The sequence below is a fragment of the Ureibacillus endophyticus genome (assembly GCF_003628435.1).
Lineage (GTDB): Bacteria > Bacillota > Bacilli > Bacillales_A > Planococcaceae > Ureibacillus > Ureibacillus endophyticus.
This window is the reverse complement of record NZ_RBZN01000014.1, coordinates 1-15,716: the sequence shown is the minus strand read 5'-3', so window position 1 is coordinate 15,716 and position 15,716 is coordinate 1. Positions and strand designations below refer to the sequence as shown.

Genomic DNA, 15,716 nt, shown 5'->3' with positions numbered 1-15,716 from the left:
TTGTATGATAGCAACAGTATAACGGAATTGGAAAATATAGGTCAAATAGTTATTTCAAACCCCGTCTCATTTTCTCAAAAGCTAGTTCAACTTCTTTCGATAATTGAATTCTAGATTTAGGCTTTTCTTCGTGTTTCACCTTAACTTCTTGTGCAATGTTTGACTTAACAATTTGCATATCAATTTCTAATTCGCGTGCTGACTTTCGCAATGCACCTTGTCCAAATATTACATTTTGCTCTGTCATATCGGATGTAGCTACATAGATTTGTATTTTTCTGCCCTTTAATTCATTTGTTAACTTTTCTATTTGTTCATCAGCAGTTTCGTTTTTTCTAGTATATATAATTTCTACACCATTTTGAACATAAGTCTGTTGCACACCTGGAACTAAGTGAGCATCAAATACAACAATTACTCGCCACCCCATGGCAGCTTTAAATTCTGCCATGAGTTCTAGCAAGCGATTACGGGCTTCTTCGAAATTCGTATCTTTTAAAGGACGTAATTCCTTCCAAGCTCCAATCATATTGTAGCCGTCAACAATTAAAATGGTTTGCATGTTTATTCATTCTTTTCTTGACGTTTTCTATATACTTCATACATTAAAAGCGCTGCAGCAACCGAGGCATTTAATGATGTAACATGTCCAATCATTGGTAAGTGGTAAAGGAAATCACATTTATCTCTTAACAATCGGCTCATCCCTCTACCCTCACTACCGATAATGACTGCTAACGGTAAAGTAGCATCCATCTTTCTGTAATCCACTGAGCCTTTCGCATCTGTTCCAGCAATCCATACACCACGATCTTTTAGTTCGTCCACAGTTTGCGCTAAATTTGTAACTCGCACTACCGGAACATGTTCAATCGCCCCTGTAGATGCTTTTGCGACAACAGCTGTTAACCCTACCGCGCGACGTTTCGGAATAATAATGCCATGTACACCAATTGCATCTGCTGTACGCATAATCGAACCCAAATTATGTGGATCTTCTAACTCGTCTAAAATAATAAAGAATGGATCCTCATTTTTTTCCTTCGCTGCATTAAATAAATCCTCTAGCTCCGCATATTTATAAGCTGCTACAGAAGCAACGATACCTTGATGATTTGCATCAGATAATTGGTCTACTTTTTTCTTTGGGACAAATTGAACAAGCACACCACGCTCACGAGCTAAATCAAGAACTTCATTAATTCCCGTCTTTTTTACACCTTCAGCAATCCATAATTTATTAATTTCTCTACCTGAACGCAAAGCTTCAAGCACCGGATTTTTTCCAGCAATCATTTCACCTTGTTGCTCACTCAAGTTATGATCCTCCCTTTGATTGTTCAACAATTTCTATTGCGTAATCAATGATTTCGTTAACACGTGTATATTGCTTCGTTAAATATAGGCTTCCTAATACCGCTTCAAACCCCGAACTATTTCGATAGGTTTGAACATCAGTATTTTTTGGAATTGAACCAGATTTAGCATTTCGCCCTCTTTTAAAAACCGCTACCTCTTCCTCAGTTAAGTAATTTTCATCCATCATTTTATGGACGATCATCGATTGAGCTTTTGCAGAGACATAACTAGTGGCTTCTTTATGAAGACGATTTGGTTTGGCTCTTCCATTTAGGAGGAGATGCTCTCTCACTCTTTGTTCAAGAACAGCATCTCCCATATAAGCTAGAGCTAATGCATTTAACTGCTTTACATCTTCTATACGAAGTTGAGACATTCTTATAACCCTCGTTTCCAACGTGTACCTTGGCGTGTATCTTCTAATATGATGTTCATACTTAATAGTTGGTCGCGAATTTCATCAGAACGTGTAAAATCACGATTTTTACGAGCTTGATTACGCTCTTCAATCAAAGCTTCAATTTCCTCGTCTAATAATTCTGCCTCCACTTTAAACTGAATACCTAAAACATCTCCAAGTTGATTGAACGTTTGTAGGAACGCATTTAATACACGTTCTTCTGTATTAGTTTCGTTTAAATATGTGTTAGCAAGTTTAGCTAATTCGAATAGAGAAGAAATTGCGTTTGCTGTATTGAAGTCATCATCCATTGCTTCTTCAAAGGATTTCTTAACCTCTTCTATTTTCGCTAAATATGATTCACCATTGTCAGTAAGATTCGTTGCAGCATTTAAACGATATTCCACATTTGAATAAGCTGTACGAAGTCTTTCTAAACCAGCACGAGCAGCCTCTACTAAGTCTTGTGCAAAGTTGATTGGATGACGGTAATGTACTGATAACATAAAGAAACGTAACACTTGTGGATCAATTTGCTTACGGATATCATTTACTAACACGAAATTGCCAAGGGATTTTGACATTTTTTCATTATCGATATTAATGTATCCATTATGCATCCAATATTTCGCAAAAGTTTTTCCTGTATACGCTTCTGATTGAGCAATTTCATTTTCATGGTGTGGGAAAGTCAAATCTTGACCACCCGCATGAATATCAATTGTGTCACCTAAATGTTCTCTAGCCATAACCGAACATTCAATATGCCATCCTGGACGACCTTCACCCCATGGACTTTCCCATTTAATCTCGCCTGGTTTTGCTGCTTTCCATAACGCAAAATCAAGTGGATCTTCTTTTTTCTCACCAGCTTCAATACGAGCTCCAACCTTTAGATCATCAATTGATTGATGAGAAAGTTTGCCGTAACCATCAAATTTACGTGTACGATAATATACGTCCCCTTGTGATTCGTAAGCAAATCCTTTTTCCACTAAAACTTTTATAAATTCAATGATATCATCCATATGATTTGTAACTCGAGGATGAACATCTGCTTTTTTACAGCCCAGTGCTGTGATATCTTCAAAATAAGCGTGAATAAAGCGCTCTGTTAATTCAAAAACTTCTTCGCCAAGTTCATTAGCAGCTTTAATAATTTTGTCATCTACATCAGTGAAGTTCGAAACATATTTCACATCGTAACCTTTATATTGAAAATAACGGCGCACTGTATCATACACAATAACAGGACGAGCATTCCCAATATGAATAAAGTTGTATACTGTTGGACCACATACATACATTTTTACTTTCCCTTCTTCAAGAGGGATAAACTGCTCCTTTTGTCGTGTTAAAGAGTTAAAAATTTGAATCGCCATACTTACTCTCTCCTTTTGAGATTCCATAAATTATTTAAATAAAAAACGTCTCTATCATTCCACTATGAAATGACAGAGACGCATTAAAGCGCGGTTCCACTCTGATTGAAAGCAAAGTTATGCCTTCCGCTTGCAGTCCGTTAACGAGGACGAATCGACTTGCCTACTCAAATTTTCAGCACAGTACTCGAAAGGTGCATTTCCGTAAAATAGAGGTTTAGGTCATTTTCAGCCAATGATGACCCTCTCTATAAAACATATTTTACGTACTTCTCCTTCTCAACGCTTTAAAAATACTTACGCTCTAGTCGAATAAAGTTAAATTCATTTTACAATAGGCTATTTAAAAGTCAATTAATAACAATCGGTTATTTTACGTATTTCTCAATACGAGCAATGGCTTTTTCTTTACCAATTAATGCAATTGCATCTGCTAATTCTGGACCATGAGTTTGACCAGTTGTTACGACACGAATTGGCATAAATAAATTTTTCCCTTTGTGTCCAGTTTCTTTTTGAACAGCTTTAATCGCAGCTTTAATAGATGCTGGATCGAATGATTCAAGGGCTTCAAGTTGAGCTTTAAATGACGTCATAACTTCAGGAATTTGTTCGCCAGCTAATACTTCTTTCGCTTCTTCATCATATACAATTTCCTCTGTGAAGAATAAACTTGATAACTCAACAATTTCCGCACCATAGCTCATTTGATTATGGTAAAGACCAATTAACGCTGTAGCCCATGCTTGTTGCTCTTCGTTTAATTCTGCTGGAAGTAAGCCTGCTTTTTGTAAATGTGGTAAAGATAATTCCACAACTTGTTCAAGTGAAAGCTTTTTAATATATTGGTTGTTCATCCATGTTAGTTTATTTTTATCGAACATAGATGGTGACTTCGAAAGACGCTTTTCATCAAAAATTTCAATGAATTGTTCTTTTGTAAAGATCTCCTCTTCACCCTCTGGAGACCATCCTAAAAGTGCAAAGAAGTTAAACATTGCTTCTGGTAAATACCCAAGATCTTTATATTGAGAAACGAATTGAATAATTGATTCATCACGTTTTGATAATTTCTTATGATCTTCATTTACGATTAATGTCATATGACCATATTGTGGATATTCCCAACCAAATGCATCAAAGATCATCATTTGTTTAGGCGTATTTGACAAATGCTCTTCTCCACGGAAAACATGTGTAATATCCATGAAATGATCATCTAGTACTACGGCATAGTTATATGTTGGGATACCATTTGCTTTTACAAGTACCCAATCTCCAATATCTTTTGATTCAAATGTAACTTCACCGCGCACAAGGTCAGTGAAATTATATGTTGTGTTTTCAGGTACACGCATACGAATTGTGTAAGGAATACCTTCCGCTTCTTTAGCAGCTACCTCTTCTGGAGTTAAATGACGACATTTACCGTTATAAGTAGGTGCAGCAACGCCACGTGCACGTTGCTCTTCACGAGAAGCTTCTAATTCCTCAGATGTACAGAAACATTTATAAGCAATGCCGCGTTCTAAAAGCTCTTCTGCATGTTTTTTATAAATGTCTAGACGTTCCATTTGGCGATATGGTGCGTATGGCCCACCGATATCAATTGACTCATCAGGTGTAATGCCTAACCAACGTAAGTTATCTAGTTGTGATGCTTCTCCGCCCTCAACATTACGCTCGATATCTGTGTCCTCAATACGTACGATAAATTTCCCATTATGATGTTTTGCAAATAAATAGTTAAATAACGCTGTACGAGCACCACCAATGTGTAAAAATCCTGTTGGTGACGGCGCATAACGAACGCGAACTTCTTTTGTCATTATATAAGTGCCTCCTATATGTTAAAAAATCACTTTGTCAATTTTACCACTCTGTTGATGGAAATAAAAGCTGGCATACTTAGTTTCCTGACTTGGTGTACTATTTACCAAATAGAGCTAATTATCCGTCTATTTTTATTTCTTAATTAACAAGATTGTTGCCATTGCAGCAATACCTTCTTCACGACCAGTAAAACCAAGCTTTTCAGTTGTTGTTGCTTTTACATTCACTTGAGATGCTTCTGCATTTAATAATTCTGCAATTCGATTACGCATTGGTTCAATGTAAGAAGCTAATTTCGGTCGTTGTGCCATAATCGTACAATCAACATTTCCAAGAACATAGCCCTTTTCCTCAACAATTTTCCAAATGTGTTGCAATAATTTTGCACTGTCAGCATCCTTAAACGCTGGGTCTGTATCTGGGAAATGGTGACCGATATCTCCTTCTCCAATTGCGCCAAGTGCTGCATCAGTTACAGTATGTAATAAAACGTCAGCATCTGAGTGCCCTAAGAGACCACGATCATGAGGAATAGTAATGCCACCTAAAATTAAAGGACGTCCTTCTGCAAATGCATGAACGTCAAAACCTTGTCCAACTCGAAACATATACTAGCTGTTGTAATCGTCTACAGCGACACAAACAGCCTTCACCGTCCTTTACATATAATTTAACTTAATTTTACTCTACATATATTAACATATTTCCAATTATGTTTGATTGTAAGCAGGAATTTACGTTATTTAAATCGTATGTAATTAATTGTGGTAAATTATTACATATCAGGGGGAGAATAAATGTTCGAATTAAAAGATAAAGTTGCTATCGTTACTGGTGGATCTTCAGGTATTGGATTAGCAACTGTAAAAGCATTTGTAGCAAAGGGTGCAAAAGTGGTTCTTTCAGATATTAATACAGAAGCAGGTAAGCAACATGTCGCTTCCATTCGTGAAAACGGTGGAGACGTAACATTTTTCGAAGCAAATGTTGCAGAGGAATCTGCTGTACAAGCACTTGTTCAATTTGCTGTTGATACTTATGGCAAGGTAGATATCATTGTGAACAATGCAGGTATTGGTGCATTAGCCTCTACACATGAACTAGACTATGAAGATTATCAACGTGTCATTAAAGTTAACCAAGATAGTATTTTCTACGGCAGTAAATATGCAATCCAAGAATTTTTGAAAGCCGGTAATGGTGGTGCAATTGTTAACGTAGCTTCAATTTTAGGAACAGTAGGTGAAGCTGGTGCATTTGCATACAACGCTTCAAAAGGGGCTGCAAACCTTATGACTAAATCATTAGCTGCAGAATATTCCGGTAGAGGAATACGAATCAATTCCGTATGCCCTGGTTATGTAGAATCTGGTATGGTGAACAAAGAAGCTTTAGGTGATTTCTATGATGGATTAGTTGCTCGCCATCCTGTTGGTCGTCTTGGTCAACCAGAAGAAATTGCTCATGCAATTGTCTTCTTATGCGAAAATGAATTTGTAACAGGTTGCAACCTATTAGTAGATGGTGGATATACTGCAATATAAAAGAACACCCGAGGGCAAACATTGCCACTCGGGTGTTTTAAATGAAATAATTAAAAACATTAACTATTAATGCCGCGCTTTTTGAGTATTGCTTCGCCCAACACTAAATCTTCTTTAGTTGTCATTTTTAAATTATCATAGCTTGCTTCTACGATATGAACGGGATAACCAAGTCGCTCAACTAGCATAGCTTCATCTGTACCTAGAAAACCAACTTTTTCAGCTACATCCTCTGCTTCTGCTAGTAAGTCATATCGAAATGCTTGTGGTGTTTGAATCATCCATAAACTTTCGCGGTCCACCGTTTCAACGATGATGCCATCCTTTACTTTCTTCATCGTGTCTTTGGCTTTCACCCCTGCAATAGCTGCACCCTGTTCAATTGCACGCTTAACAAGAGAAGCAATGATGTTTTGTGTAATAAAAGGCCTTGCCGCATCATGAACTAAGACTATTTCTACTTGTTCCATCTCTTTGATACAGGAGTGAACAGAATGTTGTCGTTCCTCGCCTCCATCAGGTAAACCCTTTACTTTTGTAATTTGATATTCCCTTAATAATTGCTGAATAAATTCCCGTTCTTCAGGTTTTACTGCTAACCAAATTCCTGTACAATTTTCATCTTGTTCAAATACTTCAAGAGTATGAATTAATATCGGTTTATTTGCTAGCAATAAAAACAATTTATTTTGACCTGCACCCATGCGTTTTCCACTTCCTGCTGCAGGCAATACTACTTCATATTGCACATCGTCACATCCTACTCCAACCACTTAAGCTACCTGTTCATCCTTTGGTTTTGCAAAAATCATTCGACCTGCAGAAGTTTGTAATACGCTTGTTACTGTAACTGTAATGGATTGACCTATAAACGATCGGCCACCTTCTACAACAATCATTGTACCGTCATCTAAATATGCGACACCTTGATTATGTTCTTTTCCATCTTTAATCACAACAACTTGCATGTCTTCTCCGGGTATAACGACAGGTTTTACAGCATTTGCTAAGTCATTAATATTTAATACTTGCACATGATGCAATTCACACACCTTATTCAAATTAAAATCATTCGTTAAAATTTGTGCGTCCATCTTTTTTGCAAGTCGTACTAATTTTAAATCTACTTCATTGATGTCTTCAAAATCAACTTCAGAAATTTGAACGGTTGTTGCACGTTCGTCTTGAAGTTTTTTCAAAATATCTAAGCCTCTTCGTCCACGTGTTCTTTTTAAGGTGTCGGATGAATCTGCGATATGTTGAAGTTCTGTTAAGACAAACTGTGGAACAACTAAAACACCCTCAATAAAACCTGTAGACGAAATATCAGCAATTCGTCCATCTATGATGACACTTGTATCCAGCAATTTGTATAATTGTTTTGGTTCACTGGCAGGAATAATGCCTACATCCGTACCTTTCTTTTTTGCATTTGGCCCGGATTTTGTAAACATTTGAATCAATTCATCTCGTTTTGTGAATCCTACTCGGAAACCGAGATAACCAAGAATAATAGATAATAATATTGGGATAACTTCAGAGACAATTGGAATCTGAATACGCTCTACTGCAAAACCTATTAAGTAAGCAAGAATCAAACCAATAATTAATCCAAGTGTACCAAAGATTAGATCGGCTGCAGGAATTTTAACTAAAACGCCTTCCATCCAAACAATCAACTTCACAAAATAGTCCGACAATGAAAATGATAAAAGGAATAATAAGATTGCACCTAATGCTACCGAAACATATGGATTGTTAAGCCATGGATTAGATGATAAATTAATAAATTCGTATAATGGCGGTAAAAAGACAAAACCTAACGCTCCTCCGATAAATAAAAATGCAATTTGAATCACTCTTTTTAGCATATTTCCACCTCCTTTTCCTTCTTATGTTAATTATACAGTGTTCGAAACTAGTTTGCCTAAATTACATCTCCATAATTTAATAAACAGTACTAGCTCCCCATTTTACATAAGTCTATATAACAACTTATGTTTTATTTTTACCCATAATTAAAAAGAAAAATGCCCATATAATAAAAAGTTTATATGAGCTCTAAATGAAATATTATAAATCGTTAAAGCATGCTCTCAATGCTTCATTTATGGTTTCACAACCGATGATTTGAATGTCCTCTGGATAATCCCATCCACCTAGGTTTGATGCGGGAATAAAAATTCGTTTAAATCCAAGTCTTGCAGCTTCTTGAACGCGTTGTTCAATTCTTGAAACACGGCGTACTTCTCCAGTTAGTCCAACTTCACCTACAAAGCAATCTGTCCCTTTTACAGGTTGATCTTTATAACTCGATACTATAGACGTTAAAACAGCTAAATCGATAGCAGGTTCGTCTAATTTTACTCCACCCGCCACTTTTATATAGGCATCTTGCGCTTGCAACAGCATACCCATTCGTTTTTCTAGTACAGCCATTAATAATTGTACGCGGTTTTGGTCTACACCCGTTGCCATTCGTTTTGGATAATTAAAGCTGGTCGGAGTAACTAATGATTGAATTTCAACTAAAATCGGTCGAGTCCCTTCCATAGATGCTACAATTGTTGAGCCTGCTGCATCATGGGACCTTTCCTCCAAAAACAACTCAGATGGATTTAACACTTCTTTTAATCCTGAATGAATCATCTCAAAGATGGCAATTTCATTTGTGGAACCAAAGCGATTTTTCTGACTACGTAATATACGGTACGTATGATGACGTTCACCTTCAAAATAAAGAACGGTATCAACCATATGTTCTAGTAATCTAGGTCCAGCGATTTGGCCTTCTTTCGTAACGTGACCTACTAAAAAGATAGCAATACCTTTTGTTTTGGCTATTCGCATAAGTTCTGCTGTACACTCTCTTACTTGTGATACACTACCAGGTGCACTAGTTACCTCAGGGTGATGGATTGTTTGAATTGAATCGACAATAACAAATTTCGGTCCAACTTCTTCAATCGTTTTATGAATTAATTCTAAATTCGTTTCAGAGTAAATATATAACTCGGGTGACTGCACACCAAGTCGCGATGCACGAAGTTTCGTTTGACGCATCGACTCTTCACCAGATATGTACAATACACGATGATTTCTATTAGAGAGTAATGCAGATACTTGCATTAGCAATGTGGACTTTCCAATACCCGGATCCCCTCCAATTAATACGAGAGAACCTGGCACTATCCCCCCACCTAATACTCGATTTAGTTCGGACATTTCTGTAAGAACACGTGGCTCTTCTTGTGTTTCGACATGAATAATAGGAGTTGCTTTTTGACTAACACTATTGGAATGCTGGAATGCACCTCGAGGGCCTTTTGTTACCACTTCTATTTCTTCTACAAACGTATTCCATTCACCACACCCTGGACAGCGCCCCATCCATTTCGGCGATTCGTATCCACAAGAATTACAACAGAATTTTGTTTTTTTCTTTGCCATGAAATTCTCCTTTAAATTCTTTCTAGTAAATTTATTGTACAAGAGAACATACCAAAGAGCACATGATAAGAAATATATCCTCAACCCTTAAAACGACTGAGAGTTCCTAAAATCAACATTAAAACATAAAACTCAACAATCCTCGCTATCAAAATCCGTCATTATGAAAATTTGGAAATACTCTAAACCTTATTAGCCTGTTAAAACAAAGAGAAAAAGCGTGAAAATGTCTAATTTAACATTTTCACGCTTTTTTGACATGTTTCACATGAAACATTTTTCGACTACTTCGGACATCATTTTATGACGAATGCCGTTACATTTTGTTATTTTGAAGCTACAGCATTTTTAGATTTTACTACGAACTCGCCATCAACATAATCGAATACCACATGGTCTCCTGGAGAAACTGTTCCTTTTAGTAGTTCTTCAGATAAGCGGTCTTCCACATGTTTTTGTAATGAACGACGTAATGGACGTGCTCCATATTGTGGATCATAGCCTTCTTCAGAGATTTTCTCTAATGCTGCATCTGTTAATTCTAACTCGATATGGTTTTCTTTTAAGCGAGCAGTTAAAGAGTTAGCCATTAATGAGATAATTTGTTTTAACTCTTCTTTTTCTAAAGAGTGGAACACAATCATATCATCAATACGGTTTAAGAATTCAGGACGGAATGCTTTTTTCAATTCTTCTAGCATTGTGCCTTTCATATCTTTATATTTGCTCTTATCATCGCCCGTACCGAAACCTAGGCTCTTACGGTATTTCAATGCATCGGCACCGACGTTAGATGTCATAATAACCACCGTGTTACGGAAGTCTACTTTTCGACCTTTTGAGTCAGTTAAACGACCGTCATCTAATACTTGAAGTAAAATATTGAATACGTCCGGATGTGCTTTTTCAATTTCGTCAAATAGCACAACTGAATATGGCTTACGACGAACTTTTTCTGTTAATTGACCACCTTCATCGAATCCAACATATCCTGGAGGTGAACCAACTAAACGAGAAGTCGAATGTTTCTCCATATATTCTGACATATCAATACGGATCATCGCATCCTCATCGCCAAACATTACTTCTGCAAGGGCACGAGCTAGCTCAGTTTTACCTACACCTGTAGGACCAAGGAAGATGAATGAACCGATTGGACGTTTAGGATCTTTTAAGCCTGCACGAGCGCGGCGGATTGCACGAGAAATTGCTTCTACTGCTTCACCTTGACCAACCACTCGTTTGTGTAACTCTTCTTCAAGGTTAAGAAGTTTTGCAGATTCTTCTTGTGCAATTTTTGATACAGGGATTCCAGTCCACATCGAAACAACTTGTGCAATATCATCCACTGTTACTTTCGATTCTTCTTTACCTTGTTTTTCTTTCCAAGTTTTCTTTGTTTGTTCTAGTTCATCTTTAATTTTTTGTTCTGTATCTCGTAATGCTGCTGCTTTTTCAAACTCTTGAGAAGATACAGCGGCATTTTTCTCAGAACGAACACCTTCTAATTTATCTTCTAACGCTTTTAAGTTTGGTGGAACCGTGAATGAACGTAAGCGTACTTTTGAACCCGCTTCATCAATTAAGTCAATTGCTTTATCTGGTAAGAAACGATCTGAAATGTAACGGTCTGATAATTTAGCAGCTGCTTCAACCGCTTCATCCGTAATTTTTACTCGGTGATGTGCTTCATAGCGATCGCGCAATCCATTGATAATTTGTATTGTTTCTTCAACAGTAGGCTCATCTACTTGAATTGGTTGGAAACGACGCTCTAGGGCAGCGTCTTTCTCAATGTATTTACGGTATTCGTCTAGGGTAGTTGCACCGATACATTGTAATTCACCACGAGCTAATGAAGGTTTTAAGATGTTGGATGCATCAATTGCACCTTCTGCACCACCAGCACCAATTAATGTGTGAAGCTCGTCAATGAAAAGAATAACGTTACCTGCTTGGCGAATTTCATCCATAACTTTTTTCAGACGGTCTTCAAACTCACCACGGTATTTAGTTCCTGCAACAACTGTACCCATATCTAAAGTCATTACACGTTTATCACGTAATGTTTCAGGTACTTCATTGTTTACGATTTGTTGTGCTAAGCCTTCAGCAATTGCCGTTTTACCAACACCTGGTTCACCAATTAATACAGGGTTGTTTTTCGTACGACGAGATAACACTTCGATAACACGTGTAATTTCTTTGCTACGACCGATTACCGGATCAAGAGAACCTTCACGAGCAATTGCAGTTAAGTCACGAGCTAATCCATCTAAAGTTGGTGTATTAACAGATTGTGTTGGATTTGCTGAACTTTGAGCAGCATCGTTATTACCTAACAATAACAACACTTGTTGACGTGCTTTATTTAAACTTACTCCTGCATTTGCTAATACACGAGCAGCTACACCTTCACCTTCACGGATAAGGGCAAGTAAAATATGCTCTGTTCCGATATATGCATGACCAAGCTTTCTTGATTCATCAACAGACAATTCAATAACTTTTTTTGCTCTTGGTGTATAATGCACGATTGGACCTACATCTTTTTGTCCTTTACCCACTAGTTCCTCTATGCCAGATTCAATAATTTGCGGACTTACATCAATTGCTTCTAATGCTTTTGCAGCAATTCCGCCACCTTCACGAATCAAACCAAGTAAAATGTGCTCTGTACCTATTGATTCGTGTTTCCAACGAATCGCTTCTTCTTGAGCTAGTTGCAACACTTTTTGTGCTCTTTGAGTAAATCGGTTAAACATCATATCTTTCCTCTCCTTTTTCCAATGAGTTTTGACTATTTAAATTGAGTTTTTCGCGTAATAATTTTGCTCTAAAGATGTCGCGCTCAGTTGGTTGTAAAGTTGTACCTGCATACTGTTGCACAAAACCTGGTTGAATTAAAATCATGCATTCATTCAATATATTCAATGGAACATCTTTAATGATGCCCAAATCAACACCAAGTCGAACATTTGATAAACAAGATGCCGCTTCTTCACTCGTCATTATCCTCGCATATCGCAGAGTTCCTAATGAGCGGTTGAAACGATCTTCTAACACAATCCGAGAATTTTTAAGTAAGGATTGTCGTGCTCCTCTTTCATTTTGAATGATTTGAACGACCACGTTTTGTAAATCCTCGATAATCTCCTCTTCAGATTTCCCTAAAGTAACCTGATTGGAAATTTGATATATGTTACCTATATTTTCGCTACCCTCACCATAAATACCTCTTACAACCATGCCAAATCGGGCTAACATTTGCGTCACCGCTTTAATTTGTTTGGACATAGTAAGAGCTGGTAAGTGCATCATTACTGAAGCTCGTAGTCCCGTTCCTACATTTGTAGGACAACTTGTTAAATAACCAAAACTTTCATTAAAGGCATATGGTAAATGCTTTTCTAATTGACCATCGAGTTGATTTGCTAAAGTATAGGTTTCTGAAAGTTGAAGCCCCGGTAAAATACATTGAATACGTAAGTGATCTTCTTCATTGACCATTACGCTCATTGTTTCATCTTCCGAAAGTAAAACCGATGCATGTTTTTCCTTCTTAGCAAGTAATGGGCTAATTAAATGTTTTTCAACTAATACTTGCCTTTGTAACGCGGGCATTTCCTGTATAGTAAAATGAGAAAAAATCCGCTTATCTTTATTTATGTTTAATAGTGCCTGTGTTACCACTTCATCTACTTGTTTTGCTTCTTGTTCTGAAAAACTTAATGGGAATCGGTAGCCATCTAAATTTCTGGCTAATCTTATGCGAGTACTTAAAACAATATCTCCATCAAGACCTTTGCCATCCATCCATCCTGGCGCCTCACTTTTTAGAAAATGTTCTAGATTCATGGTGTATCAACACCCCCATGTTCCAGCTTACGTTCCAAATCTTTTATTTCGTCCCGCAGCTCTGCAGCATCTTCAAATCGTTCCTCCATAATTGCAGTTTGCAATTGCTCTCGAGTAGTCTCGATTTGTTTTTTAATCCAAGTATGATCATTCGATGGTTTTCCAGGTGCTTTACCACTATGCTTAGTGCCTGCTTGAATTTTAGTAAGAACTTGTGGAAGTTGTTTACTAAAGGTTTCATAACATTGAGAACATCCAAGTTTACCCTCATTCAAAAAGTGTCTGAAAGTAAAACCACATTTCGGACATTGGGATACCTTCTGAGTTGTCGTTTGAGTTTTCTCTTGAGTATTATTCCAAACTGGTAAACCAAATAAATTGGCCACTAGTTGATGGATTGGTATTTGATCTTCTTTATGAAAGTCGATGTTGAAAGGGTGAAATTGTTTCGCACATACTTCACAATAATGTCGTTCACTTTTTTGGCCATTAATTACTTGTGTTACCGTGACTGATGCCTGACGTTCTTGACAGTGCTCACAAATCATGACCAATCACCTCTTTTTAAGATTATATTGTTTTTAAAACTTGAAGAGTCGAGAAGATTTAACTAACTTTACTTATCATATTTTAAAGTCGTTAACATTGCTTTTAGAATGTTCGACCTCAGTTCATCTCTCGCAGGCAAATGCAATCTAAGAGTTGACCTATCCACAGCAGCTAACATTAATTTTGCTTCCCGTTTCGTTATCACCTCTTCATCGATTAGCCGATAAATAATATCTTCAGCCATCGATTGAGTTGCACCTTTTTCAATTTGACTTATCATATCTTCAAGTAAATCGATTTTCGAATTCGTTTTTACACGTAATATCCGAATATAGCCACCGCCTCCGCGTTTACTTTCAACTAAATAACCTCGTTCAGCCGTAAATCTTGTATTAATGACATAATTTATTTGTGAAGGTACACATTGAAACTTATCTGCCAGTTCACTTCGTTTTATTTCAATAAGTCCTTGACCACCTAATTCGATAACTTGCTTTAAATACCCTTCAATGATGTCAGATATATTTCTCATTTTTATACCTCACCTCACTTAATACTGACTTTGACTATCTTTGACTATATTATATAAACAGGAAAACCAAAATGCAATCAAAACGCCCACTATAATTTTTAATTTTATTTGACGTTTCATAAAGTTTCTTTCCTTTATATATGTATATGAGAGGAATACAGGTATAAAAAAATCGACATGCTGTATTAACCAGCTATGTCGATGTAGTATTCCCCTATTTTGCTGTAAATAACCTATATTTGCTATGTTTTACCAAAAAACTTATACCCATCGTCCAACAATTGGGTAATTCCAACTTGTTTCATTAAGAGCATTTACAATCCCAATGATTGGTACAACGATTGTCATAATACCAAAGATAATTAAGAATGGTATACCGATTAATACAAAGCTTAGTAGGGATGAAATAAAAATTAACACCCACATAACACCTTGGAATAGTAAAGCTTGAATAGAAATCCGTTTTACTTCTTCCTCAGAACTTAATAATAAAAATAAAATTGGTACTAACACCGGAGCAAAAAAAGCACTTGCATGTACAATTACTTTGGCCCATTTATTATCCATAACGCTTCAGCCTTTCGTCACTTTTTGTATAATACATATACGATTCACTTCTACTTTAGTTTCATTTGATACAAAAAAATTTTAAACATATTTTATTATTGTTATTTTAAAAAAAGCATGGATTCTGAACTGCACCCCAATTGTTAGACACAATCTAACAATTGGAGGTGTAGTTTTTTTATGACTAAATTTACTAGTGATATCAAGTTAGCTATAGTTCAGGGGTTTAATCCACATATGAT

General features: G+C 36.7%; 15 protein-coding genes and 1 other annotated feature. Of the genes, 1 reads left to right on the top strand and 14 read right to left on the bottom strand.

The genetic code is table 11. The features are described 5' to 3' along the window. Positions 1-49: 49 nt before the first annotated feature. The 6 genes from D8M03_RS07520 to ispF all read right to left on the bottom strand — a co-directional run bounded on the left by D8M03_RS07520 (position 50) and on the right by ispF (position 5,582). On the bottom strand, positions 50-562 hold the full coding sequence (locus D8M03_RS07520; RefSeq protein WP_121214168.1) for an NYN domain-containing protein: 513 nt from the start codon (positions 560-562) through the stop codon (positions 50-52). A gap of 2 nt (positions 563-564) precedes the next feature. After that, entirely contained in the window at positions 565-1,317 is a 753-nt protein-coding gene (gene rlmB / locus D8M03_RS07515) for a 23S rRNA (guanosine(2251)-2'-O)-methyltransferase RlmB (RefSeq protein WP_121214167.1), read from the bottom strand. Position 1,318: 1 nt separating this feature from the next. Further along, a complete protein-coding gene (locus D8M03_RS07510; protein ID WP_121214166.1) occupies positions 1,319-1,735 on the bottom strand; it encodes a Mini-ribonuclease 3 in 417 nt (138 codons plus the stop codon). 2 nt (positions 1,736-1,737) lie between these two features. Then, entirely contained in the window at positions 1,738-3,141 is a 1,404-nt protein-coding gene (gene cysS, locus D8M03_RS07505) for a cysteine--tRNA ligase (RefSeq protein WP_121214165.1), read from the bottom strand. A 71-nt stretch (positions 3,142-3,212) separates the two neighbouring features. Then, positions 3,213-3,433 (bottom strand) — a binding site (T-box leader). Positions 3,434-3,509: 76 nt separating this feature from the next. Continuing rightward, the gene (gene gltX, locus D8M03_RS07500) at positions 3,510-4,970 is read right to left on the bottom strand and encodes a glutamate--tRNA ligase (RefSeq protein WP_121214164.1); all 1,461 of its coding nucleotides are present in this window, start codon (positions 4,968-4,970) and stop codon (positions 3,510-3,512) included. 135 nt (positions 4,971-5,105) lie between these two features. Beyond that, complete coding sequence (ispF, locus tag D8M03_RS07495) at positions 5,106-5,582, bottom strand: 2-C-methyl-D-erythritol 2,4-cyclodiphosphate synthase (RefSeq protein ID WP_121214163.1); 477 nt, start codon at positions 5,580-5,582, stop codon at positions 5,106-5,108. 189 nt (positions 5,583-5,771) lie between these two features. Between ispF and D8M03_RS07490 the strand changes: the two genes are divergently transcribed. Next, the gene (locus D8M03_RS07490; protein ID WP_121214162.1) at positions 5,772-6,518 is read left to right on the top strand and encodes an SDR family NAD(P)-dependent oxidoreductase; all 747 of its coding nucleotides are present in this window, start codon (positions 5,772-5,774) and stop codon (positions 6,516-6,518) included. 59 nt (positions 6,519-6,577) lie between these two features. Here the strand turns inward: D8M03_RS07490 and ispD are convergent, their stop codons facing one another. From ispD to D8M03_RS07450, 8 genes are all read right to left on the bottom strand, one after another. Next, positions 6,578-7,267, bottom strand: a complete 690-nt coding sequence (gene ispD / locus D8M03_RS07485; RefSeq protein WP_121214221.1) for a 2-C-methyl-D-erythritol 4-phosphate cytidylyltransferase — start codon at positions 7,265-7,267, stop codon at positions 6,578-6,580. Positions 7,268-7,291: 24 nt separating this feature from the next. After that, positions 7,292-8,389, bottom strand: coding sequence for a PIN/TRAM domain-containing protein (locus D8M03_RS07480; protein ID WP_121214161.1), 1,098 nt, complete (start codon positions 8,387-8,389; stop codon positions 7,292-7,294). A 202-nt stretch (positions 8,390-8,591) separates the two neighbouring features. Then, positions 8,592-9,968: a DNA repair protein RadA gene (gene radA / locus D8M03_RS07475; protein ID WP_121214160.1), complete on the bottom strand. Its 1,377-nt coding sequence runs from the start codon at positions 9,966-9,968 to the stop codon at positions 8,592-8,594. A 326-nt stretch (positions 9,969-10,294) separates the two neighbouring features. Next, the gene (locus D8M03_RS07470; protein WP_121214159.1) at positions 10,295-12,736 is read right to left on the bottom strand and encodes an ATP-dependent Clp protease ATP-binding subunit; all 2,442 of its coding nucleotides are present in this window, start codon (positions 12,734-12,736) and stop codon (positions 10,295-10,297) included. Beyond that, on the bottom strand, positions 12,726-13,826 hold the full coding sequence (locus tag D8M03_RS07465; RefSeq protein WP_121214158.1) for a protein-arginine kinase McsB: 1,101 nt from the start codon (positions 13,824-13,826) through the stop codon (positions 12,726-12,728). The genes D8M03_RS07470 and D8M03_RS07465 overlap by 11 nt, the downstream gene beginning before the upstream one ends. Beyond that, on the bottom strand, positions 13,823-14,374 hold the full coding sequence (locus tag D8M03_RS07460) for a UvrB/UvrC motif-containing protein (protein ID WP_121214157.1): 552 nt from the start codon (positions 14,372-14,374) through the stop codon (positions 13,823-13,825). Before D8M03_RS07460 ends, D8M03_RS07465 begins: the two co-directional genes overlap by 4 nt. A gap of 68 nt (positions 14,375-14,442) precedes the next feature. Then, positions 14,443-14,907 (bottom strand): CtsR family transcriptional regulator, encoded by a 465-nt coding sequence (locus D8M03_RS07455; RefSeq protein WP_121214156.1) that lies wholly within the window; start codon positions 14,905-14,907, stop codon positions 14,443-14,445. A 261-nt stretch (positions 14,908-15,168) separates the two neighbouring features. Next, the gene (locus tag D8M03_RS07450) at positions 15,169-15,474 is read right to left on the bottom strand and encodes a DUF4870 domain-containing protein (protein WP_121214155.1); all 306 of its coding nucleotides are present in this window, start codon (positions 15,472-15,474) and stop codon (positions 15,169-15,171) included. Positions 15,475-15,716 lie beyond the last annotated feature (242 nt).